This is a genomic window from Gordonia rubripertincta, from assembly GCF_038024875.1.
Classification (GTDB): Bacteria; Actinomycetota; Actinomycetes; order Mycobacteriales; family Mycobacteriaceae; genus Gordonia; species Gordonia rubripertincta.
Window position 1 is genome coordinate 4,729,642 of record NZ_CP136136.1, and the last position, 23,332, is coordinate 4,752,973.

Below are 23,332 nucleotides of genomic sequence, written 5' to 3' on the forward strand. Positions count from 1 at the left end.
GTGTTCAGTTGGAATCAGTACCGCCGGATTCCGGTGAGCTGCCATTCCTTGACGGCGTCACGCTTCACGGGCGTGCCGTAGGTCGAGGAGTGGACGAACTGTCCGTTTCCGACGTAGATGCCGGCATGGCCGCCACCGTTAAAGATCATCACGTCGCCGGGCTTGGCCTCGCTGTAGGAGACCGCGCGACCGCCACCGAGCTGGCCGTAGCTGTCACGGGGGATGGTCTTGCCGGCCTGCTTGTAGGACCAGTAGACGAGACCCGAGCAGTCGAAGGCGTTGGGGCCGGCCGAACCGTAAGAGTACGGCGAGCCGATCTTGCTCTCCGCAGCCTTGACGGCCTTCTGGCCGGCGGTCAACTGCGGCTGCCCGAGGGGAGCGCCACCGTGCGGGCGGAACTGCTGCGGGATCTGGTTCTGGCCGATACCCGGGATGGTGAACTGGCCGACGTTGGGGATCTCGACCGTGGCAGCCGGCGACTTCTTCGCGACGGGCTTGGGTGCGGGGGCCGCTTCCGGGGCCTTCTGCTCACCGGGCAGAGCCGGGATCTCGAAGGTACCGAGCGGGGTGTGGACCGGGGCTGCAAGGGCAGGTCCGGCCGCGGCGGCGAGCGAACCGAGCGTGATCGATCCAGCGATCACCGCCTTCTTGGCAACCTTGCTCCCACGATTGGGCTGTTCCAAACGATGTTTGGGCACGAAGCGAGTTCTCCTTCAGTTTCTCCCTGTACCGCCGACCGGGTTAGCTGTCGGGTTCGGGCCGGAAGAGTGGCCCTACGCGTTTTCGGCACAGGCGTATCCCAGGAGGACACGTTTGCGCGTTGACGCGATTCACCCCGATCGGGACAGTTCCGGCTGGTCATGTCGGTTGTGACAGGCCAGGCCACGCTGCCCGAAGTATGTGGTTCCCCGGTTCGCCCGCGAGGGCGATTGAGCGGCGACTTGTGCGGACCACTTCTGTTGAAGCGGGACGCTCCGCAAAGGTCTCAGAAAGGTTACGAAATCGTCGGCGCTGTGTCCACTAGGCAACGGACACGCAATTCGCCGCCGATTCTCAGCCTGCGCGGAGCTCTGTCGAGGAGACCACCCGAAAGGGGATCTGACGTGCGGTTTTCGCGGTTCTTGCAGATCGTGCAGCGGCACTGGTGATCATTGCAGCCGACTGGAGAACATCGATCGCGAGGTCCAGTTCCGCATCGTCGTCGAGGGCCTGCACCGTTACCGAAGCTCCACCTTCGGCAGGTGCATCGTCCCAGTTCGGGCCACCGAAAAGTACCGTCATCATGCACCCGTCACAGGCGACGGGGCGGGCCGGGCAGGTCGCGCAATCAACGTGCATCGTGTGATCTCCATCTCATCTGGCCGTCGGAGGCGTTTGAACTCCGGATCGTGCGGGTCACGGCGGGTGGATTCGCCGCCGTCGGCGTCGATCTCTCACTTCGAGGTGGAGACTAGGGGGCACCACCGACAAACTCGTTCGCACACTGTTCGAAACATCCGTCACACGAGTAACAGACGACGTCGGCGAACGTCCCTGCCGCACTCCCGGATCGAAACGGAACGATAGATCGGGGTGTCACATCCCCCGTGTCGGTGCATCGAACTAATGTTCGCCTCGTGACGCTCAGGGATGGTGGCGGTGCAGCCGCAGGACAGGTGACCACGGGACAACTGACCTTCGCCGACCTCGAAGCCGCGGACCAGGCCAACGGCGACGACGCCATGTCGAGCGAGTTCAGCGATCGGGCCCTGTTCGACACCACCCTCGTCGTCGTCGACCTCGAGACGACTGGTTCGAATCCCGCGCACGACCGCATCACCGAGATCGGCGCGGTGAAGATCCGCGGCGGCGAGGTGATCGGCGAGTTCGCCACCCTCGTGGATCCGGGCCGGCCCATCCCGCCGCAGATCGTCACGCTCACGGGGATCACGACGGCGATGGTCACCGATGCGCCCCGGATCGAGTCCGTACTGCCGGCGTTCCTCGAATTCGCCCGCGGTTCGATCCTGGTCGCGCACAACGCTCGCTTCGACATGGGGTTCCTGCGACAGAACGCCCTCCGGCTCCATCTGGACTGGCCGTTCAGCCTGAGCCTCTGCACCGTGACGATGGCCCGGCGCATCCTGCCGCGCGACGAGGCGCCCACGGTCAAGCTCAGCGCCCTCGCAGACCTCTTCGACGTGTCGGTCCGTCCCACCCACCGCGCCCTGGACGACGCCCGCGCCACTGTCGAGGTCTTCCACCGTCTCCTCGAACGGGTCGGGAACCAGGGAATCTCGACGGTCGGGGAACTCACCTCTTATCTGCCCCGCACCGACCCCCGTTTGCGGGCCAAACGGCAGATGGCCGACCGCGTACCCGCGCGACCGGGCGTCTACCTCTTTCGCGGGCCGTCGAACGAGGTCCTCTATGTCGGCACCGCGGTGGACCTCCGACGCCGCGTCCGTTCCTACTTCTCCGGCAGCGACCCCCGACGCCGTATCGCCGAGATGGTCCTGCTGGCCGAGCGCGTCGACGTCGTCGAGTGTTCCCACGCCCTCGAGGCGGCCGTCCGCGAACTCCGGCTGCTCGCCGCGCACGCACCGGCCTACAACCGGCGTTCGACGCAGCCCCACAAGGGATGGTGGGTGACTCTCACCGAGGAGCGTTTCCCCCGCCTCAAGGTGAGCCGCACGCCCACGGACGAGTCCATCGGTCCGGTGGGCAACCGCAACAACGCGGCGACGGTGGCCGACGTGATCGCCGCGGCCGCCGGACTCCGTACGTGCACCAAGCGGCTCGGGGCCACCGGTTACCACTGGTGCCCAACGGCCGACGGTGTCCGCCAGCCCGGCGGATGCCACGCCGCCGCGGAACAGCCGCAGACCGTCCCGGATTACCTACCGCGCGTGACCGCGGCCCGCCGGCTGATGCGCGGCGAGGCCGACGACCTCCTCGACGACCTCACCGCACGCCTCGCCGACCTCTCGGAGGCCCAGATGTTCGAGACTGCGGCACGCCACCGCGACCGGCTCGCGTTGACCATCGACGCCCTCGCGCGGTGTCAGCGGCTGGCCGCGCTGTGTGCGATCGCCGAGATCGTCATCGCCCGCCCCGACGACGAACGCGGCTGGCATCTCGCCGTCGTCCGCCACGGACGGCTCGCGGCGGCCGGGCGCGCCCGGCGAGGCGTCTCCCCCATGCCGGTCGTCGACGCCCTCGTCGCTGCGGCCGAGACCGTCATCCCCGAGCCCGGGCCGTTGCGCGGGGCACCGCCGGAGGAGGTGGCGCTGATCTACCGGTGGATGACCGAACCCGGGGCCCGGATCGTGTCCACCACCGACCCGGTGGCGCTCCCGGCAGGATGCGCCGAACGCCGGCGCGGCTGGTCGCAATCCGCGCGGGATGCCCGCTCCGACGCCCGCGCGGTGATGCACCGGACGCCACGAGCCGCGCCGCGCTCGCCGATCCGTGAGCTGGTGGCCACTAGGCTTGCGCCATGATCACTGCCATCGTCCTCATCCAGGCCGACATCCACCAGATCCCGGAGACCGCTCAGGCCGTGGCCGACATCGCCGGCGTCGAAGAGGTGTACTCCTGCGCGGGTGACGTCGACCTCATCGCGAAGATCCGCGTCCGCGACCACGAGCACATCGCGTCGGTGGTGACCGGGCAGATCAATCGACTGCCCGGCGTGCTCAAGTCCGCCACCCACATCGCGTTCCGCAGCTACTCCAGCTCGGACGTCGAGGGTGGCTTCTCCATCGGCGAGAACTAGCCGCGAGCTGCCGATCCCAGCTGGGTGCTCAGCGCCGCCCAGCGGTCGAGCAGCGTCGCCGCCGCACCCGAGTCGATGGCGTCGGCGGCCCGATCCTTCGCTGCGCCGAGTGCCTCGGTCAGCTCGGCCGACGTCATCGGACCCTGCTGTTCGAACGCCACGATCGCGCCCGCGGAGTTCAGCAAAACCGCATCGCGCACGGGACCTGTTGTGCCCGAGAACAATTCGCGAGCGATGGCGGCGTTGGCGACCGCGTCGCCGCCCTGCAGTGCGGACAGCTGGACGCGGGCGATGCCGAGATCGGCCGGGTCGATGCGGATCTGGGACACCTGACCGCCGACGACCTGCCACACCGTCGAGGTGGTGGTCGTGGTGAGTTCGTCGAGGCCGTCGTCGCCGCGCACCACCAGAGCCGAACCGCCGCGATCGGCGAACGCGCTGGCCAGAACTGGGGCGAGATCGGCGAAGGCGCAGCCGATGAGGCCGGCTTTGGGGCGCGCCGGGTTGGTCAGCGGTCCGAGCACGTTGAACACGGTCGGGATGCCGATCTCCTTCCGCGGCGGGCCGGTGAACCGGAAGGCCGGGTGGAACACCGGCGCGAAGCAGAACCCGATACCGAGCTCGTCCACACACTGCGCCACCGCGTCTGCCGACAGGGTGATGTCCACCCCGAGCGCCTCGAGCACGTCGGCACCGCCACTCTTCGACGACGCCGCCCGGTTGCCGTGCTTCACGACCGCGATACCTGCTGCCGCGATCACGATCGAGGTCATCGTGGAGATGTTGACGGTGTGTGACCGGTCGCCGCCGGTACCGACCACATCGACCGCCGGGCGGCTCACCTCGACGAGGGTCGCGTGATCGAGCATCGCCTGCGCCAGGCCGACGAGCTCGCCGGGCGCCGCGCCCTTCATCTTCACGCCGACGCCGAAGGCGGCGATCTGGGCGCCGCTGGCGCTGTCGGTCATGATCTCGTTCATCGCCCAGCCCGCCTCTTCGGCGGAGAGGTCGATGCGATCGGTGATCTTGCCGAGGATCTGCGGCCAGGTGAAGGCAGACTGTGCGGTACTCACACGCAGAGAGCCTAGTGCCCCGCCCCGTCCGACGGACGTTGCAGTACAGACCACCGGCGTGCGATTCCGTCGTGGCGCGAGCCCAGACTCGCCATCCGTGACCGTTCCTGCGACAGATGCATGGCGTCGAGCAACTGGACACGCGCCAGGACGAGCACCTCGAACCGGTCGTCGACGGCATGCGGCAGCGACCCCCAGCGCTCGTCGTCGACCACCTCGTAGCCGTCGAGGGCGGCCACCGCGGCGGCGTCGGCGAGCCGATCCGCGGGTACCTCCAGATCGTGACGCAGGACGACCTCTTCTCCTGCCCGCCACGACGATGCTTCCAGGGCCGTCGACGAGGCGATCGCGTCGTCATCCGAGCCGGCGACGACCACCACCTCGTCGGTGAGGCCCAGCGGACCGGCGCCGCCACCGCCCCGCAGCCGGGATCGCAGACGCGCCAGTCGACCCCGGGCGACGACCCGCCCGTTGAGGTCGCGTGGACCGGAGGAATCCGAAGTCGACATGAACTCACCGTAGTCATCGCGAGAAGGACGTGAACACACCCGTCGAACAGCGTCTGCGGACACGCCGAAGTCGACATCACGAGGCCCCCGACCTGCAGCGGGACAAAAACCTGCCACCAATATCCGACCCGGGTGGCCACCGCTTACTACGAACCGTCATACTTCACTTGTGACAAGCGCCGTAGGTACCTCAGGAACAGCCATCACCTCGCGCGTCCATTCGCTGAACCGTCCCAACATGGTCAGCGTCGGCACGATCGTCTGGCTGTCCAGTGAGCTCATGTTCTTCGCTGGCCTCTTCGCGATGTACTTCGTCGCCCGGGCCAACTCCGCTGTCGGCTGGCCCATGGAGCCAACCGAGCTGAATCTCGCCCTCGCCATACCGGTGACGACGGTGCTGATTCTGTCCTCGGTGACCTGCCAGATGGGCGTGTTCGCCGCCGAGCGGGGTGACGTCTTCGGCCTCCGCCGCTGGTACGTCATCACGCTGGCCATGGGCACGTTCTTCGTATGCGGCCAGGCGTACGAGTACTACCACCTGGTGCACACGGGCACGACGCTGTCGTCGAGTGCATACGGTTCCGTCTTCTACATGACGACCGGCTTCCACGGCCTGCACGTCATCGGCGGTCTGGTGGCATTCGTCTACCTCCTCATCCGCACGAAGCTCTCGAAGTTCACCCCGGCGCAGGCAACCGCCGCAATCGTTGTCTCCTACTACTGGCATTTCGTCGACATCGTCTGGATCGGACTGTTCGTCACGATCTACTTCATCCGATGACGCCGGCGACCCCGCGCACTCCGCGGCCAGCCCCGCAGAGCGCACCCCGCCTGTCGAACACACAGCGCGAATCGCTCTAACAAACAGTCCGTCCCGCTTAGTAGAGAGTCACAGATGAGTTCATCTCCACCGCGACCGTCGGATAGCGGCACCGACGCCCGCCGCGCCAAGGCCCGACGCAAGCTCCGTCGACGCGCAAGCGGCACCATCGTGCTCCTGGCCGGTCTGGTCATGGCCGGTGTGCTCGCCTCGGTTCTGACCCCGGACCCCCAGGTCGCGGTGGCGGACGAGAGCAACGCCGCGATGATCAACGACGGTCGCAAGCTCTACGAGACCTCGTGCATCACCTGTCACGGCGCGAACCTGCAGGGTGTGCCCGACCGTGGTCCCGCACTGCTCGGCGTCGGCGATGCCGCCGTGTACTTCCAGGTGTCGACCGGCCGTATGCCGGCCGCCCGTGGTGAGGCACAGGCGCAGCGCAAGCCGGCCAAGTTCACCACCGAGCAGATCGATCAGCTCGGCGCCTTCATCCAGGCCGAGGGCGGCGGACCGCAGGTCCCGCGCGACGCCAACGGCGACGTCGCCTCGAGTTCGCTCCGCGGCGACAGCATCGGTCGAGGCAGTGAGCTGTTCCGCCTCAACTGCGCGTCGTGCCACAACTTCACCGGTCGTGGCGGCGCCCTGTCCTCGGGTAAGTACGCACCCGTCCTCGACGGCGTCGACGAGGCACAGATCTACACCGCGATGCTGACCGGCCCGCAGAACATGCCCAAGTTCTCGAACCGGCAGCTGGATCCGGATGAAAAGAAAGACATCATCGCCTACGTCAAGTACGTGACCGAGGCCCAGCCCAGCGGCGGACTCGGACTGGGCGGCTTCGGGCCGGTCAGTGAGGGCATGGTGATGTGGTTTGTCGGCGTCGTCGCCATCGTCGCAGGCGCCATGTGGATGGGATCTCGAGCATGAGCGGCAGTGACAAGGACGTCCCGTCGAGGGACGAACTCGATCAGATGAGCACCGAGGAACTCGTCAAACTCGGTACCAATCTCGACGGTGTCGAGATCATCCATCGGGCCCCGCGGTACGCCGAACCGGGCACGAAGGTCGAGAAGCGCGCCGAGCGGCAGGTCGCGATCTGGTTCACGATCGCCGGCATCTCCGCGCTCGCCTGCCTGGGCATCTTCCTGTTCAATCATTGGGAGTTCGCCCTTCCGGACGACCCGAACTACTGGTGGTACACGTTCAACACGCCGCTCCTCGGCGCCACGTTCGGTCTCTCGGTGCTGGCCATCGGCGTCGCGCTGATCCTGATCACCAAGAAGTTCATCCCGGCTGAGATCTCCGTCCAGGATCGCCACGACGGCGGTTCGTCCGAGGTCGACAAGAAGACGATCGTCGGACTCCTCCAGGACACCGGCACCACCTCGACCCTGGGTCGTCGCAAGATGATCATCGGTTCGGCCGGTTTCGGTCTGGGCGCGTTCGCGCTGACCGGACTCGTGGCCTTCCTCGGTGGCTTCATCAAGAACCCGTGGGCCGAGCGGGAGAATGCTCCCCTGTGGCACTCGGGCTGGTCGCCGATCTACAACTCGAAGGAAGACCCGAACGAGACCATCTACCTGCGTCGCGACACGGGCAACCCGTACCAGGTCGCCCTGGTCCGCCCCGAGGATCTCGACGCCGGCGGCATGGAGACCGTGTTCCCGTGGCGCCGTTCCAACGGCTTCGGCGAAACTGAGCACTCCCGTCACGCGTTGATGGAGAGCCTGCACGAGGTCCGCAACCCGGTCATGCTCATCCGTCTGCGTCCCGAGGACGCGGCCCGCGCCATCAAGCGTCAGGGCCAGGAGAGCTTCAACTACGGTGACTACTTCGCCTTCACCAAGGTCTGCAGCCACCTCGGTTGCCCCGCATCGCTGTACGAGCAGCGGAGCAATCGCATCCTGTGTCCCTGCCACCAGTCGCAGTTCGACGCGCTCGAGTACGCCAAGCCGATCTTCGGACCGGCCGCCCGCGCTCTGGCACAGCTGCCGATCACGGTGAACAATGAGGGTTACCTCGTTGCGGCAGGCGACTTCATCGAGCCCGTCGGCCCGGCATTCTGGGAGCGTAAGTCATGAGCATCGCCGAAAAGCTCGGCACACAGGCCGAAGAGGTGGATTCGCGGTATCACCTCGCCGCAGGTATGCGTCGCCAGATCAACAAGGTGTTCCCCACCCATTGGTCGTTCATGCTGGGTGAGATCGCGCTCTACAGCTTCATCATCCTGCTGATCTCGGGCGTCTACCTCTCGCTGTTCTTCGATCCGTCGATGACGCACGTCGTCTACGACGGCGCCTACCAGCCGCTCAACGGCGTCATGATGACCAAGGCGTACGAGACCACGCTGGATCTCTCCTTCGAGGTCCGCGGCGGTCTGTTCGTCCGCCAGATCCATCACTGGGCAGCCCTGCTGTTCGCGGCGTCGATCATCATCCACATGGCGCGCATCTTCTTCACCGGTGCGTTCCGCCGCCCGCGTGAGGCCAACTGGATCATCGGCTGCCTCCTGCTGGTGCTGGCGATGTTCGAGGGCTTCTTCGGCTACTCGCTCCCCGACGACCTGCTCTCGGGTACCGGCGTCCGCGCCGCCATGAGTGGCATCGTCCTCGGCATCCCGGTCGTGGGCACCTGGATCCACTGGGCGCTGTTCGGTGGGGACTTCCCCGGCGACATCATCATTCCGCGCCTCTACGTGCTGCACATCCTGCTCTTCCCGGGCATCATCCTGGCCCTGATCGGCGCCCACCTGGCGCTGGTCTGGTACCAGAAGCACACGCAGTTCCCCGGCCCCGGCCGCACCGAGAAGAACGTCGTCGGCGTGCGCATCATGCCGGTATTCGCGGCCAAGGGCGGCGCGATGTTCGCCTTCGTCACCGGTGTCCTGGCCGTCATGGCGGGCATCTTCCAGATCAACCCGGTCTGGAACATCGGCCCGTACAACCCGGCGCAGGTGTCGGCGGGATCGCAGCCGGACATCTACATGCAATGGACCGACGGTCTGATCCGTCTGTTCCCGGCATGGGAGCTCTACCTGGGCAACTACACCGTGGTGATGTCCAACTGGGTCGTCCTGATCATCACGATCATGTTCGGTCTGATGTTCGCGTACCCGTGGATCGAGAAGAAGCTCACCGGAGACGACGCTCACCACAACCTGCTGCAGCGCCCGCGTGACACCCCGGTGCGCACGGCGATCGGTGCGATGGCGTTCTCGTTCTACATCCTGCTCACGCTGGCCTGCATGAACGACATCATCGCGTTCAAGTTCCACATCTCGCTGAACGCGACGACGTGGATCGGCCGTATCGGTCTGATCATCCTGCCGCCGGTGGTGTACTTCATCGCCTACCGCTGGGCGATCTCGCTGCAGCGCAGCGACCGTGAGGTCCTGGCACACGGCATCGAGACCGGCATCATCAAGCGTCTGCCGCAGGGTGAGTACATCGAGCTGCACCAACCGCTCGGCCCGGTGGACAGCCACGGTCACCCGATCCCGCTCCCGTACGAGGGTGTCGCACTGCCGAAGCGGATGAACAAGCTCGGCTCCGCGGGTGCCCCGGGTACGGGTTCGATCCTGACCGCGGACCCGCCGGAGGAGCAGCTGCGCCACGTCGAGGCCGAGCACGAGCTCGAAGCCGCCGAGCGCAGGGCTCTCCGCGAGCTCCAGGCCAAGGGTGGCAACCCCCTCGGCGAGTAGTTCCACACAACAGAAGCGGGTCGTCGCGCACCAACTGGTGCACGACGGCCCGCTTTCTTTGTTCGCCCACTGTCCCACCACTCCCCTACCCCACCGGATGTGGCACGGTGGACACCATGCGCCGGTTACGACATCGTGGTTCCGGCCTGTCCCAGATCACCCGTGGGATGGGCACTCTCGACGCCGAGATCTATGACACCATCGCCCGGTCGCCGAGTCCGCTGCTGGACAAGACGATGCCGGCGCTGACCCACGCGGCGGACCACTCGAAGCTGTGGATGGCGATCGCCGCCGGACTGGCCGTCTCCGGCCGTCCGTCGTTGCAGCGCGGAGCCGCCCGAGGAGTCGCCTCGCTGGCCGTCACCAGCTTTGTGACCAACCAGGGCGCCAAACGGATTCGCCGCCGCGCACGTCCCTCCCCGGGGCTCATCCCCGTCCCCCGTCGCGGGCGCCGGCAACCGACCTCGAGCTCGTTTCCCTCCGGACACTCGGCCAGCGCAGCAGCCTTCGCGGTGGGGGTGGCCGTCGAGAGTCCGCCCGCGGGTCTTCTCCTGTCGGCGTTGGCCGGCCTCGTCGGGCTCTCCCGCGTCGCGACCGGCGCCCACTACCCTGGTGACGTCGTGATCGGGCTCGGGATCGGTGCCACGGTCGCGACGCTGGGAACACGGGTCGTTCCCCCGATCACCCGCCCCTCCATCTCTCTCGCGGACCCGACGTTCGTCGACGCCGAGCCGCGCCCGGACGGCGCCGGTCTCGTCGTGGTGGTGAACCCCGCGTCGTCGGACGGGCGGGGTCGTCGTGTTCTGGACGACATCCGGAAGGCCCTCCCCGCGGCCGAGATCGTCGAGCTCGACGAAGATGACGATGTCGCAACGGTATTCGCCGATGTGGCGACACGTGCTTCGATCGTCGGGGTCGCCGGCGGAGACGGGACCGTCGCCTGTGCGGCGCGCGCGGCCATCGATGCGAACCTGCCGCTGGCGGTGTTCCCCGCCGGCACGTTCAACCACTTCTCACGCGACATCGGTTGCGCCACGGTCGAGAACACCGTCGAGGCCATCAGGGCCGGTTCGGTGTCCCGCGTCGACGCGGTGTGGCTCAACGACTCCCGGCTGATCCTCAACACCGCGAGCATCGGCGCGTACCCGCATTTCGTTCGCGTCCGAGAGCGACTCCGGCATCGCATCAGCCGTCCGCTCGCCACCGCCACCGCGATCTTCCGGGTCATCCGCAAGGATGCCCACGTGTGCATCGAGGTCGACGGGAAGGTCCTCGACGTCTCCCTGTTCCTGATCGGCAATTCGATCTACCAACCCACGGGTTTTCTGCCCTCGCGGCGCCTACGGCTCGACGACGGCCTGCTCGACGTGCGCATCCTGGAGACCGGCCACCGCTGGGCGACCCTGCGTCTCTTGGGATCTCTGGCCGCCGGCCGGCTGGAACGTTCTCGGCTCTACCACGAGATGCAGGTCCCCGAGTTCCGGTTCACCGCCGTCGGCGGCCCGGTGGCGGTGTCCCACGACGGCGAGGTCGAGGACAGCTTCACCGACGCCCACTTTCGCGTCGACTACCGCAGACTCAAGGTGTACGGACCCGTTCGCCGATGAGCCGACGGGTCCCGGAGAGCCGCTGACCCAGGACGAAGAACGACGCCCCACCACAGAGGTGGGGCGTCGTTCTTCTTTGGTTCTTGCGAGCGCTCAGTGCTTCTCGGGACCGACGTGGTACTCGAAGACGAGCCCGGCGGCGGCACCCATGATCGCGACGGCCGCGAAGATCGCGAGCCACCAGTTACCGGAGGCGAAACCGACCGCGAAGGTGGAGGCGCCCAGGGCAATCAGGATCGGCCACCACGAGTGCGGGCTGAAGAAGCCCAGCTCGCCGGCGCCGTCCTCGATCTCGGCATCCTCGTAGTCCTCGGGGCGGATCTCGACGCGACGCGACACGAACCGGAAGAACGTGCCGGCGATGAGCGTCAGGCCCGCCGCGAAGAACAGGCCGACGACGCCGACCCACTCGATGCCCTTGCTGGTGAACGCGGTGAACAGGGTGTACGCGACACCGGTCAGCGCGAAGAAGGCTGTCAACATCTCGAAGAGACGGGCTTCGATCTTCATCGTCAGCTCTCCTTCTTGGTGCAGTTGGCGAGGGTCGGGTCATCCGGGTTGCCGGATGCGGTCACCGAACCGTCGGACTTGCGTCGGCTGTCGAACGGAACCGTGGTGACGGCTTCCGGTGCCTGGCAGATCGACGCGAGCGCTTCGGCGTTGGTGGCCTCGGGGTTCGACTCACGGAAACGGATGTAGCTGTCGAAGTCCTCCGGCGAGACCGCGCGGACCTCGAAGTTCATCATCGAGTGGTAGGTACCGCACATCTCGGCGCAACGGCCGACGAATGCTCCGGTCCGGTCGATCGAGCCGATCTGGAAGATCGGGTCGGTCGAGTTCTCCTTGGGGAACGGCATCACGTCGCGCTTGTACAGGAACTCCGGCACCCCAGAACGAGTGGATGACGTCGGCTGCGGCGAGGTTGAACTCGATGCGCTTTCCGGTCGGGAGCACCAGGACGGGGATCTCCGTCGACGAGCCGATGGTCTCGATCTTGTCGAACTTCAGGTAGTCGCGGATGTCGTCGTCACGACCGCCGGCGGGGCCGGGCAGCTCGCCACCGTGCTCACCCTCGACCTCGGGCTCGACGACGGCCTTGCCGGCCTGCTCCTGGACCTGGAACGGGTTACCCGCGGCCTCGAAGCCGTCGTAGGTCGATCCGTCGCTGAAGATGACCTTGTTGTAGCCGAACTTCCAGTTCCACTGGAACGCCGTGACGTCGACCACGACCTTCGAGTCGTCGTTCTTGCCCTCGACGTCGTTCTGCACGATCACGGTGAAGTAGAACAGCACCGCGATGATGACGAACGGGATCGCCGTGTAGGTGAGCTCCAACGGGACGTTGTACGCCGTCTGACGCGGGAAGACGCCCTTCTTGGCGTCGTTCGCACGATGGAACGTGATCGTCCAGAAGATCAGGGCCCAGACCAGAATGCCCATGACGAGTGCGGCGATGACGGACCAGGTCCAGAGATCGACCATCTTCTTACCCTGGGGCGTGACGCCCTCGGGCCAACCGAAACGCATCGCCTCATTGGCGTCACATCCCGACATCAGCAGTGCGCCGAGTCCGAGAGCGACGACGATTCCCAGTCGCTTCATCGTCTGCGACGCGGATGAGACACGCCGCGCTCGGGGCCGTCCACCGTGTGCCAATTTCACGCCTTCCTGCTCGCTCACCGGCGCCCTCGCGCCGCAGTGAGTGCATGCCACATGACCTGCAAGGGCAAGTACCCGCCGTGGACACACGACGAGAGTCTTGCACCTAGTACTACGCAGCGTAGACCAACCGGGAGAAGCTTTCGTGATTGGGGTTTGATCCGGTCGTGTCCGCGCCCTCCAGGTCGGAATCCCGCTGGTGGCTCAGGCATACTCGGACGCGACCCGACGCCCGTCGGGACCTGTGCTCGCGACGAGATTGGGGAGAAGCCAACGTGTGTGGTCTGCTCGGCCTTCTGACATCCGACCGGACGGCCGCCGAGGTCGTCGACGCGGTGGCGGTGGCCTCGCACTGCATGCGGCATCGCGGGCCCGACGAGCCGGGCACCTGGCACGACGAGAACATCGTCTTCGGCTTCAACCGCCTCTCGATCATCGACATCGAGCATTCTCATCAGCCGCTGCGCTGGGGTCCGCCGGAGAACCCGGACCGCTACGCGCTGGTCTTCAACGGCGAGATCTACAACTACCTGGAGATCCGCGCCGAGCTCACCAAGGACGAAGGCGCAGTCTTCCGCACCGAGGGTGACGGCGAGGCCATCGTCGCAGCCTTCCACCATTGGGGTCCCGACGCGGTGCGCCGTCTCCGCGGCATGTTCGCCTTCGCCATCTGGGACACCGAGAACCGGTCGCTGTTCCTCGCGCGCGACCCGTTCGGCATCAAGCCGCTGTTCGTCGCCTCGGGTCCGGGCGGGCTGGTCTTCGGCAGTGAGAAGAAGTCGCTGCTCGAGCTCATCGAACGCGTGGGCCTGTCCAAGGACCTGGACCCGCGGGCCGTCGAGCACTACACCGTACTGCAGTACGTCCCCGAACCCGAGACCATCCACGCGTCGATCCGCCGGCTCGAGTCGGGTTGCCACGCCACCGCCTCCCCCGGCAGCCCGCTGTCGATCCGCCGCTACTTCACGCCGCAGTTCGGCGTGAAGCCGGTCACCGACGCCACGCGACAGAAGCGCTACGACGAGATCGCCGACGTCCTCGCGGACTCGGTTGCCAAGCACATGCGCGCCGACGTGACGGTCGGTTCGTTCCTCTCGGGCGGTATCGACTCGACGGCCATCGCCGCGTTGGCGATCCGGCACAACCCCGACCTGATCACCTTCACCACGGGCTTCGAGCGCGAGGGCTACTCGGAGGTCGACGTGGCCGCCGAGTCGGCCGAGGCGATCGGCGCGAAACACGTCGTCAAGGTCGTCGGACCGTCGGAGTTCATCGAGGCGCTGCCGTCGATCGTCTGGTACCTCGACGACCCGGTCGCCGACCCCGCCCTGGTCCCGCTCTACTTCGTCGCCGCCGAGGCACGCAAGCACGTCAAGGTCGTGCTGTCCGGTGAGGGCGCCGACGAGCTGTTCGGCGGCTACACCATCTACAAGGAGCCGCTGTCGCTCGCGGCCTTCGACCGTCTCCCCGGCCCGCTGCGCCGGGCCGCCGGCAAGATCTCCGACCGCATCCCGGAGGGCACCCGCGGCAAGAGCCTGCTGCACCGCGGCTCGCTCACCCTCGAGGAGCGGTACTACGGCAACGCCCGCAGCTTCGACGACGCGCGACTCCGCGCGGTGCTGCGCGACTACCGCCCGGAGTGGACCCACACCGACGTCACCGCCCCGATCTACGCGATGAGCGAGGGCTGGGACCCGGTGGCCCGCATGCAGCACCTCGACCTCTTCACCTGGCTGCGCGGCGACATCCTGGTCAAGGCCGACAAGATCACGATGGCCAACTCCCTCGAGTTGCGCGTGCCGTTCCTCGACCCGGAGGTCTTCGCGGTCGCCGAGCGTCTGCCCCACGACGAGAAGATCTCGCACGGCACCACCAAGTACGCCCTGCGCAAGGCGCTCGAGCAGATCGTCCCGGCGCACGTCCTGCACCGCAAGAAGCTCGGCTTCCCGGTCCCGATCCGCCATTGGCTGGCCGGCACCGAGATGTACGACTGGGCACACGACACGATCACCAAGAGCCAGACAGACCACATCTTCGACAAGACGGCGGTCATCGCGATGCTCAACGAGCACCGGGAAGGCGTGGTGGACAACAGCCGTCGCCTGTGGACGGTACTGGTCTTCATGATCTGGCACGGCATCTTCGTCGAGGGCACGATCGTGCCGGACATCGTCGACCACACGTACCCGGTCCGCCTCTAGTACCGCCTGCCGAAAAGCGCCCCCGAGAACCGCCCCTGGAGTACCGGGGGCGGTCTTCGGTGTCGGCGGCCTTCCGGGTCAGTGAGCGAGCTTCAGCCCGATGACCCCGCCGACGATCATCACCAGACACAGCGCCTGGATCAGCGAGGCCGGTTGTTCACCGGTGGCCATCGCATAGACGACGGTCAGCACCGCACCGATGCCGACCCAGACGGCGTAGGCGGTGCCCACCGGCAGATCGCGCATGGCGTACGCCAGACCACCCATGCTGATGACGAGTGCGACGCCGAAGACGACCGACGGTCCGAGCTTGGTGAACCCCTCGGACTTCCCGAGCGCGGTGGCCCAGACGGCCTCGAAGACACCGGACAGCACCAGGATCAACCACGACATGACAGCCTCCTGCGGGCCGTCTTGTCGCACACCGGGTACAGCACCCCTCGTCCGGGAGTCCGGTAGAGCGGACTCTGCCTCCACGTTGGCACACCACCGATCACGACGGCAATGTCAGACCGGTCACCGCCCTGGAAACGCGAAAATGGATGGCGCAGACCATTGCCCGCGCCACCCGTCCCGAAAGAACTTGTCAGAAGGCGGCTTTGATCTCCGCTGCGGCCTCGGCACCGTAGGCACCCTCGATGCGGGCGAGGGCAGTCTCGATGTCCCAGGACCAGTCCTGCGTCGACACCGTCTCGAGCACCAGCACGGCGACCATCGAGCCGACCTGCGCGGCGCGCTCGAAGCCGAGACCCTTGGACAGCGCGGACAGGAAGCCGGCACGGAAACCGTCGCCGACGCCCGTCGGATCGACCTTCTCGGACTCGGGGACGACCCCGACGTGGATGCGGGTGCCGTCGCGCTCGACGATCTCGACGCCGTCCTTGCCGAGGGTGGTGACGCGCACGCCGACCATCTCCGCGACCTGCGCCTCGGACAGGCCGGTCTTCTGGCGCAGGAGGCCCCATTCGTACTCGTTGGTGAACAGGTATGCGGCGCCCTCGATGAGGGTCCGGGCCTGCTCCCCGTCGAGACGTGCCAGCTGCTGGCTGGGATCGGCGGCGAACGGGATACCGGCGGCACGGCAGGCCTCGGTGTGGCTGAGCATGCCGGCCGGGTCGTCGGCGCCGATCAGCACGAGCTCCGGCGTACCGGTCTCGGCGATGACGTCGGCGAGCGAGATGTCGCGACTCTCGCTCATGGCGCCGGCGTAGAACGTGGCGAGCTGCGCCATCGTCTCGTCGGTCGTGCACATGAATCGAGCGGTGTGATGGGTCTCGGAAACCCGGACGCCACGGCAGTCGACGCCATTGGACTCGAGCCACTTGCGGTAGTCGTGGAAGTCCGAGCCGACCGCGCCGACGAGCACCGGGTTGCCGCCGAGCTGGCCCATGGCGTAGCAGATGTTGCCCCCGACGCCGCCGCGTCGGACGACGAGGTCCTCGACGAGGAAGCTGAGAGAGATGTGCTCGAGGTGATCGCCGAGCAGTTGCTCGGAGAACTTCCCGGGGAACTTCATCAGATGGTCGGTTGCGATGGAGCCGCATACAACGATTGCCACTGGCGGTCTCAGCCCTTCGATTGGTTGGTCGGACAGCTGTTCACGCTACCCACTGCCCCGACACACGACACCGGCCGCATCCCGAATCGGGATACGGCCGGTGTCGGAAGACGTGTTCGACTCAGTTGAACGAGTCACCGCAGGCGCAGCTACCGGTGGCGTTCGGGTTGTCGATGGTGAAACCCTGCTTCTCGATGGTGTCCACGAAGTCGATGGTGGCGCCCTGGACGTAGGGAGCACTCATCCGGTCGACGGCCAGCGTGACGCCGCCGAAGTCCGAGGTGATGTCGCCGTCGAGGGTGCGATCGTCGAAGAAGAGCTGGTAGCGCAGACCAGCGCATCCACCCGGCTGCACGGCGATGCGCAGCGCGAGGTCGTCGCGACCTTCCTGCTCGAGCAGTGCCTTTGCCTTCGAGGCGGCTGCGTCGCTCAGGATGACGCCGGTGGCAGTGCTCGTTTCGTTCTGCACGGTCATTGATGCTCCTGTAGTGGTGTGGTCCCGGTGTGACGTGGTCCGATCTCGTCGCGGAGCCCTCTGCCCGCGCATGATCGGGAAACACCCCGCTCGCCGGGAGGTCGACCGGTTGTGCCCGTGCGTACAACCGTACTCCTTCCAGGACTATTCCCGCCTATTCGGACCTGGTTTCGACACAGCTCGTCGCACGCTTCTCGCCTACTCGACCGGCGGGCAGAATCCGGCTTCGAAAGAGCCGGCGACCGTCTCCGCGAGCTTCACGAGCTGGTTCTCGGCGTCGTTCATCGCGACCTCGACCGATCCGGCGACATCGACGATGGCGTGCGCCCCCGCGATCCCGACCTCCTCGATCTCGGCCGGGGACAGCGCGACCTGTCCCGCGAGGACCACCGTCTGCGCCCCGGCACCCCCTGCGCCCGTCGTCGACGCGGCGTTGTACAGGGCCGCTACGACCTTCCCGCGGAGAGTCTGGGAGTCGAACTTGCCCTCGCCGGTGATGACGACGTCGGCGGCCGCGACGTCGGCGGTCAGGTCGGTGGCGTCGGCGACGACGGTCGCCCCGGACACCCGCCTGCCGCCCAATGCGAGGAGCGCGGCGCCGATTCCGCCCGCTGCACCGGCACCGGCGTCGGCGGTGATGTCGCGCCCGGCGAGCTCGTTCAGGATGATCGACCACTCGGTGAGGCGCTTCTCGAGGACTTCGACGGTCTCGGGGTCGGCGCCCTTCTGCGGTCCGAACACCGCCGCCGCACCCAACGCTCCGAGCAGCGGGTTCTCCACATCCGACGCCACGACGATCTCGACCCCGGCGAGTCGCTCGCGAGCATCTTCCGGTCCGCCGAGCGCGTCGACGAGCCCAGCACCGCCGTCGGTGGTGGAGCTGCCGCCGAGTCCGACGACGAGGCGTCGTGCGCCGCGCGCCAGGGCCGCCGCCACGAGTTCGCCGACACCGTGCGTGGTGGCGGCGGCCGCGGTCCGCGAGGTCGGCCGGCCGCCCAGTTGATGAAGGCCACAGGCCTGGGCGCATTCGACGTATGCGGTCGACGACGCGGCGTCGAAGAGCCAGTGCGCGGTGACGCCCGCGCCGAGCGGGCCGTGCACGTCCTCGGTGACGAGGGTGCCGAATCTCGAGGCCAGGACGTCGACGAACCCCGGCCCGCCGTCTGATTGCGGTGCGAGGACGAGGGCGTCGTCGGGCCGGGCGGCCGCCCATCCGCGGGCGATGGCGTTCGCGGCCACGACAGCGGACATGGTGTCGCCGAAGGAATCCGGCGCGATCAGGATGCGCAAACGCCGACTTCCGTCCCGGGTCATGAGCACGAAGTATAGGAGCGCCACCACGACCCGGCAGGGTGACCGATTCGGGCGTCTGCGAGGGTCCACCGAAAAGCGACGACCACGCGTTTCGACCGCAACCGCGATCACCTACCCTCGTAGGCGTGAAGCTGCCATGGAAGAAGGACGAGACGTCGGAGGAATCCGGCGAGAGCACGGTGACCACGTACGCCGCCGACGACGCGGCCACCGAGGACTCCGCGCCGGCCAAGGGCAGCAAGACCACCCCCGGAAAGGGCCGCCCGACCCCCAAGCGTCGTGAGGCCGAGAAGCGTCGTGGGCCCGTCGCGCCGCCGCCGACCACCCGGTCCGAGGCCCGCGCGCGCAAGAAAGAACTGAAGAACACGCTCTCCAAGGACGAGAAGAAGCAGCTCGCCGCGGAGCGTCGCGCCAAGCGCCTCGAGCAGCGCGAGCGGATGATGGAGGGCGACGAGGCCTACCTCATGCCCCGCGACAAGGGCCCGGTCCGTCGCTACACCCGCGACATCGTCGACGCACGCCGCAACTTCGCCGGCCTGTTCATGCCGTTCGCGATCCTGCTCATCGTGTTGATGTTCATGGTTCCGCAGGCAGCCGGGCTCACCAACCTGATCCTCGTGGCCTTCGTCGTCCTCATGGCCGTCGACGGTTTCATCCTGGGCCGTCTCGTGAATCGTCGTGTCGCCGAACGCTATCCCGACTCGCAGGACGGCGGCTTCAAGCTCGGCTGGTATGCGTTCACCCGTGCCATGCAGCTCCGGAAGATGCGAGCGCCCAAGCCCTCGGTGTCGCGCGGCGACGAAGTCTGATCGATGGCCGATCGCGCTACGCGCACACTCGTCCTGGGCGGTGTGCGTTCGGGTAAATCCGCACACGGCGAGTCGCTGCTCCGCGCGCATCAGCAGATCCGGTACCTGGCCACCGGACCGGTGACCACGGCCGACGCCGAGTGGACGGCGCGGGTCGACACCCACAAGCAGCGCCGCGACGCCCGCTACACGACGATCGAGACCACCGATCTCGCCGAGGCCCTCCGCGCGGCACCCGACATCCCGGCCCTGGTCGACGACCTCGGCAGCTGGCTCACCGCACGGATCGACGCCGTCGACGGCTGGCAGTCCGGTTCGAAGATCGACCTCGACGCCGACATCACCGAGCTCTGCGACGCGCTGCAGGCGATGAACGCCGACGTGGTGCTGATCAGTTCCGAGGTCGGCCTGTCCCTGGTTCCCCCGACACCGGCGGGCCGGTTGTTCCAGGACCTGCTCGGCACCCTGAACTCGGCGGTGGCACAGGTGTGCGACCGGGTGTCGCTCGTGGTCGCCGGCCGCGTGCTCGACCTACCCGGCGGCCCGTCCGCCGGAGACCTCACCGGCGCAACGGCTTCCGCCGCACCAGCGCCGGCCGTCGCGCCGGTCACGACAGCACCGGTGGCGACCCCCGCCCCGGTCACGCCCGGCGCCGTCACCGAGCCCACACCCGTCACGGCGTCCGGCGATCTCCCGGATCCCACCGACGCCGAGGTCTTCGGACCGATCACTCCCCCGAGCGAAGCCGTCGCGTTCGAGGCCCGCGAGCGCCACAAGACTCTGACCAAGCCGCCGGGTTCGCTGGGTCGCCTGGAGGAGATCGGGGTCTGGATCTCCGCGTGCCAGGGGCAGTGCCCACCCTCGCCGATCACCTCGCCGAGCGTCGTCGTCTTCGCCGGCGATCACGGCGTCGCCCGGGGCGGCGTGTCGGCGTTCCCGCCCGAGGTGACCGCGCAGATGGTCGCCAACATCTCCTCCGGCGGCGCCGCGGTGAACGTCATGGCTGCGCGTATCGGCGCCTCGGTCACGGTCGTCGACATGTCCGTCGACGCCGACACCGCGCCCCATCTGTCGACGTTCAAGGTCCGCCGTAGCAGCGAGGACCTGCGCACCACCGACTCCATCACCCTCGCCGAGGCCCGCGCTGCGCTGGCCGCCGGTCGGGCGATCGCCGACCGGCTCGTCGACTCGGGCAGCGACCTGCTGATCGCCGGCGAGATGGGCATCGGCAACACCACCCCCGCCACCGTCCTCATCGGTGCGCTCACACGCCGCGAACCGGTCGAGATCGTCGGCCGCGGAACGGGTGTCGACGACCACGGCTGGATGCGGAAGACCGCCGCGATCCGCGACGGCATGCGCCGGGCCCGCAAGGTCGTGCACGATCCGCTCGCTCTCCTCGCCGCAGTCGGTGGCGCCGACCTGACGGCCACCGCGGGCTTCCTGGCGCAGGCTGCGCTCCGCCGCACCCCCGTCATCCTCGACGGCGTCGTGATCACCGCGGCCGCCATGGTCGCCAACGAGCTCGCACCCGGCGCCACGCGCTGGTGGATCGCCGGACACCGGTCGGTCGAACCCGCGCATCAGATCGCGCTCGACCACCTCGACCTCGAACCGGTCCTCGATCTGTCGATGCGCCTCGGCGAGGGCAGCGGCGCGGTCCTGGCGCTGCCGGTCGTGCAGTCGGCCACCGACATCCTCATCTCGATGGCGACCTTCGCCGAGGCCGGGGTGACCGACCGCGACGATTCGGCCGTACCCGAAGCGGCCGAGTCGTCCTGACACCCATGACACGTCCGGTCGCGCGATGATCTCGCCGCTGCGAGCGGTCCGGACCGCAGTGTGCTGGATGACCGTCCTGCCGGTCGGCACCGGGACCGACCCGGACGAGCTTCCGGATCGCGCGGTCGGCGGTGCGGTGATGGCGGCACTCCCCGTTGTCGGCGTCGTGGTGGGTGCCGCGGCCGCGGCCTTCGCATTCGGGCTGTCGCTCACCGACCTCCCCACCGCACTCATCGGCGTCCTCGTCGTCGTCCTGACCGCGGCGCTCACCCGGGGAATGCATCTCGACGGCCTGGCCGACACCGCCGACGGGCTCGGTTGTTACGGTCCGCCGGAGCGGGTTGCCGAGGTGATGCGCAGCGGGACCGTCGGCCCGTTCGGGGTGGCGACCCTCGTCCTCACACTCGGGGTGCAAGCCGCCGCGTCGTCCGGCCTCGTCGACGAATCACGTTGGTATGAGCTCGCTTTCGCCATCGCGCTGGGGCGACTCGGCGCTCTCGTGGGCACCCGGCGATCGATCTCCCCCGCTCACCCGAGCGGCTTCGGCGCCCTCGTCGCCGGCACCCAGCGGGCCTCGATCCCGGTGTGGTGTCTGATCGCCGCCGTGGCCACGGTGCCGATCGCCCTGCGCGACAACGGGTTCGATGTCGCCGCGGTGGCACAGGCACTCGTCGTCGTACTCGCGGTCGTGGTGTTCGCATGGATCTTCACCCGGCACTGCGCACGACGCATGGGCGGACTCAACGGCGACGTCCTGGGCGCGACGATCGAACTCGGTGTCGCCCTCGCGCTCGTCGGCCTGCTCATCTGAGCGCCGCCCAGAACAGTTCTGGCGCCACGATCGGCGAGATCGTGGCGCCAGAAGATGTCTGTGCTGCGGCCGGGGTCAGGCCCGGTAGAGCTCCGTCATCCACCCGTGGGTGTCGGCGAAGGTGCCGCGCTGGATGCCCGTGAGGGTGTCGCGGAGGGCCTGGGTGACCTCACCGGTCTGACCGTTGTTGATCGTGTAGTCCTCGCCCACGCCCCTGACGTGACCGACCGGGGTGATCACCGCGGCGGTGCCACAGGCGAAGACCTCGGTGATGTCGCCGGAGGCGACGCCCTTGCGGAGTTCCTCCGTGGTGATCTTGCGTTCCTCGACCGCGAAGCCGGCGTCGGTGGCCAGCGTCAGCAGCGACGAGCGGGTGATGCCCGGGAGGAGCGACCCCGACAGTTCCGGGGTCACGAGGCGGGCGTCCGCGCCGGAGCCGAACACGAAGAACAGGTTCATGCCGCCCATCTCCTCGATGTAGCGGCGTTCGATCGCGTCGAGCCAGACGACCTGGTCGCAGCCCTGCTCGGTGGCCTGACGCTGCGCCAGGAAGGCCGCGGCGTAGTTGCCGCCGCACTTGGCGAAACCGGTGCCACCGGGAGCGGCGCGCACGTACTCGGTGGACAGCCACACGCTGACGGGCTTGATGCCGCCCGAGAAGTAGGCGCCGGCCGGCGAGGCGATGACGGAGTAGATGTACTGCGACGACGGCGCATTGACGCCGAGACCCGCCTGCGAGGCGAACATGAAGGGCCGCAGGTACAGCGCCTCCTCACCGCCTGCCGGCGGAACCCACGCGTTGTCGGCGTCGAGCAGCGCCTTGAGGGACTCGATGAAGTCCTCGACCGGCAGCGCCGGCATCGCGAGGCGCTCGGCGCTGCGCTGCAGCCGCTCGGCGTTGGCCTCCGGGCGGAAGGCGGCGATCGAGCCGTCGGGCTGACGGTAGGCCTTGAGACCTTCGAAGACCTCTTGACCGTAGTGCAGCACCATCGCCGAGGGATCGAGTGCGATCGGCCCGTACGGCCGTACCTGCGCGTTGTGCCAGCCCTTGTCCGCGTCGTAGTCCACCATCACCATGTTGTCGGTGAAGTAGCGGCCGAATCCCGGGGCGGAGAGAATCTCCGCACGACGGTTCTCCGACACCGGATGGGGATGCTCGGTACGGTTGAACTCCAAGGTCATGCGGCCCATGGTACCGCTGGCCGCAAAAGCAATTCCGCGCCCGTCCGATGCGTGTGAGGCGGCCCATGGACCTGC

21 protein-coding genes, 1 pseudogene and 2 riboswitches are annotated in these 23,332 nt (G+C 67.7%); of the genes and pseudogenes, 11 read left to right on the forward strand and 11 right to left on the reverse strand.

Features of this window, described 5'->3' with window-relative positions; genetic code table 11:
- Positions 1–14: 14 nt before the first annotated feature.
- Together RVF83_RS21495 and RVF83_RS21500 are read right to left on the reverse strand one after the other, a co-directional pair.
- Entirely contained in the window at positions 15–698 is a 684-nt protein-coding gene (locus RVF83_RS21495) for a C40 family peptidase (protein WP_005200117.1), read from the reverse strand.
- 17 nt (positions 699–715) lie between these two features.
- Positions 716–946: riboswitch (cyclic di-AMP (ydaO/yuaA leader) on the reverse strand.
- 107 nt (positions 947–1,053) lie between these two features.
- Positions 1,054–1,284 (reverse strand): hypothetical protein, encoded by a 231-nt coding sequence (locus RVF83_RS21500; RefSeq protein ID WP_247602376.1) that lies wholly within the window; start codon positions 1,282–1,284, stop codon positions 1,054–1,056.
- A 332-nt stretch (positions 1,285–1,616) separates the two neighbouring features.
- Here RVF83_RS21500 and RVF83_RS21505 point away from each other — a divergent pair, with 332 nt between their 5' ends.
- The gene (locus RVF83_RS21505; RefSeq protein ID WP_039880984.1) at positions 1,617–3,482 is read left to right on the forward strand and encodes a DEDD exonuclease domain-containing protein; all 1,866 of its coding nucleotides are present in this window, start codon (positions 1,617–1,619) and stop codon (positions 3,480–3,482) included.
- Positions 3,479–3,757, forward strand: a complete 279-nt coding sequence (locus RVF83_RS21510) for an Lrp/AsnC family transcriptional regulator (RefSeq protein ID WP_005200119.1) — start codon at positions 3,479–3,481, stop codon at positions 3,755–3,757. Before RVF83_RS21505 ends, RVF83_RS21510 begins: the two co-directional genes overlap by 4 nt.
- On the opposite strand, the gene trpD is transcribed toward RVF83_RS21510, so the two are convergent.
- Positions 3,754–4,830, reverse strand: coding sequence for an anthranilate phosphoribosyltransferase (gene trpD, locus RVF83_RS21515; protein WP_005200120.1), 1,077 nt, complete (start codon positions 4,828–4,830; stop codon positions 3,754–3,756). The genes RVF83_RS21510 and trpD overlap by 4 nt on opposite strands.
- A gap of 11 nt (positions 4,831–4,841) precedes the next feature.
- Positions 4,842–5,339 carry a hypothetical protein gene (locus RVF83_RS21520; RefSeq protein ID WP_005200121.1) on the reverse strand — a complete coding sequence of 166 codons (498 nt, stop codon included), beginning with the start codon at positions 5,337–5,339 and terminating at the stop codon, positions 4,842–4,844.
- A gap of 169 nt (positions 5,340–5,508) precedes the next feature.
- Here RVF83_RS21520 and RVF83_RS21525 point away from each other — a divergent pair, with 169 nt between their 5' ends.
- From RVF83_RS21525 to RVF83_RS21545, 5 genes are all read left to right on the forward strand, one after another.
- On the forward strand, positions 5,509–6,120 hold the full coding sequence (locus RVF83_RS21525) for a cytochrome c oxidase subunit 3 (RefSeq protein ID WP_005200122.1): 612 nt from the start codon (positions 5,509–5,511) through the stop codon (positions 6,118–6,120).
- Positions 6,121–6,234: 114 nt separating this feature from the next.
- Positions 6,235–7,086 (forward strand): c-type cytochrome, encoded by an 852-nt coding sequence (locus RVF83_RS21530; protein WP_005200123.1) that lies wholly within the window; start codon positions 6,235–6,237, stop codon positions 7,084–7,086.
- The gene (locus RVF83_RS21535) at positions 7,083–8,240 is read left to right on the forward strand and encodes a ubiquinol-cytochrome c reductase iron-sulfur subunit (RefSeq protein ID WP_005200124.1); all 1,158 of its coding nucleotides are present in this window, start codon (positions 7,083–7,085) and stop codon (positions 8,238–8,240) included. Before RVF83_RS21530 ends, RVF83_RS21535 begins: the two co-directional genes overlap by 4 nt.
- The gene (locus RVF83_RS21540; RefSeq protein WP_005200125.1) at positions 8,237–9,859 is read left to right on the forward strand and encodes a cytochrome b; all 1,623 of its coding nucleotides are present in this window, start codon (positions 8,237–8,239) and stop codon (positions 9,857–9,859) included. The genes RVF83_RS21535 and RVF83_RS21540 overlap by 4 nt, the downstream gene beginning before the upstream one ends.
- A gap of 116 nt (positions 9,860–9,975) precedes the next feature.
- On the forward strand, positions 9,976–11,466 hold the full coding sequence (locus tag RVF83_RS21545) for a bifunctional phosphatase PAP2/diacylglycerol kinase family protein (RefSeq protein WP_083877563.1): 1,491 nt from the start codon (positions 9,976–9,978) through the stop codon (positions 11,464–11,466).
- A gap of 93 nt (positions 11,467–11,559) precedes the next feature.
- Here the strand turns inward: RVF83_RS21545 and RVF83_RS21550 are convergent, their stop codons facing one another.
- Positions 11,560–11,976 (reverse strand): cytochrome c oxidase subunit 4, encoded by a 417-nt coding sequence (locus RVF83_RS21550; protein WP_005200127.1) that lies wholly within the window; start codon positions 11,974–11,976, stop codon positions 11,560–11,562.
- A gap of 2 nt (positions 11,977–11,978) precedes the next feature.
- Positions 11,979–13,068, reverse strand: a pseudogene (locus RVF83_RS21555) (cytochrome c oxidase subunit II).
- A 332-nt stretch (positions 13,069–13,400) separates the two neighbouring features.
- Here RVF83_RS21555 and asnB point away from each other — a divergent pair.
- A complete protein-coding gene (gene asnB, locus RVF83_RS21560; protein ID WP_005200129.1) occupies positions 13,401–15,326 on the forward strand; it encodes an asparagine synthase (glutamine-hydrolyzing) in 1,926 nt (641 codons plus the stop codon).
- Positions 15,327–15,404: 78 nt separating this feature from the next.
- On the opposite strand, the gene RVF83_RS21565 is transcribed toward asnB, so the two are convergent.
- The 4 genes from RVF83_RS21565 to RVF83_RS21580 all read right to left on the reverse strand — a co-directional run bounded on the left by RVF83_RS21565 (position 15,405) and on the right by RVF83_RS21580 (position 18,649).
- Positions 15,405–15,719 carry a DMT family transporter gene (locus tag RVF83_RS21565; protein ID WP_005200130.1) on the reverse strand — a complete coding sequence of 105 codons (315 nt, stop codon included), beginning with the start codon at positions 15,717–15,719 and terminating at the stop codon, positions 15,405–15,407.
- A gap of 10 nt (positions 15,720–15,729) precedes the next feature.
- Positions 15,730–15,797, reverse strand: a riboswitch (guanidine-III (ykkC-III) riboswitch).
- 115 nt (positions 15,798–15,912) lie between these two features.
- Entirely contained in the window at positions 15,913–16,884 is a 972-nt protein-coding gene (locus RVF83_RS21570) for a carbohydrate kinase family protein (RefSeq protein WP_005200131.1), read from the reverse strand.
- Between the two features lie 121 nt (positions 16,885–17,005).
- Positions 17,006–17,359: a HesB/IscA family protein gene (locus RVF83_RS21575; protein ID WP_005200132.1), complete on the reverse strand. Its 354-nt coding sequence runs from the start codon at positions 17,357–17,359 to the stop codon at positions 17,006–17,008.
- Between the two features lie 198 nt (positions 17,360–17,557).
- Positions 17,558–18,649, reverse strand: coding sequence for a glycerate kinase (locus tag RVF83_RS21580; RefSeq protein ID WP_005200133.1), 1,092 nt, complete (start codon positions 18,647–18,649; stop codon positions 17,558–17,560).
- Positions 18,650–18,798: 149 nt separating this feature from the next.
- Between RVF83_RS21580 and RVF83_RS21585 the strand changes: the two genes are divergently transcribed.
- Genes RVF83_RS21585 through RVF83_RS21595 form a run of 3 tightly spaced genes read left to right on the forward strand, consistent with a single transcriptional unit; the run spans position 18,799 to position 22,075 of the window.
- Positions 18,799–19,482, forward strand: a complete 684-nt coding sequence (locus RVF83_RS21585; protein WP_005200134.1) for a DUF3043 domain-containing protein — start codon at positions 18,799–18,801, stop codon at positions 19,480–19,482.
- A 3-nt stretch (positions 19,483–19,485) separates the two neighbouring features.
- On the forward strand, positions 19,486–21,264 hold the full coding sequence (gene cobT, locus RVF83_RS21590) for a nicotinate-nucleotide--dimethylbenzimidazole phosphoribosyltransferase (RefSeq protein WP_005200135.1): 1,779 nt from the start codon (positions 19,486–19,488) through the stop codon (positions 21,262–21,264).
- A 25-nt stretch (positions 21,265–21,289) separates the two neighbouring features.
- Positions 21,290–22,075, forward strand: coding sequence for an adenosylcobinamide-GDP ribazoletransferase (locus RVF83_RS21595; RefSeq protein ID WP_005200136.1), 786 nt, complete (start codon positions 21,290–21,292; stop codon positions 22,073–22,075).
- A gap of 75 nt (positions 22,076–22,150) precedes the next feature.
- Here the strand turns inward: RVF83_RS21595 and RVF83_RS21600 are convergent, their stop codons facing one another.
- Entirely contained in the window at positions 22,151–23,257 is a 1,107-nt protein-coding gene (locus RVF83_RS21600) for a branched-chain amino acid aminotransferase (RefSeq protein ID WP_039881003.1), read from the reverse strand.
- Positions 23,258–23,332 lie beyond the last annotated feature (75 nt).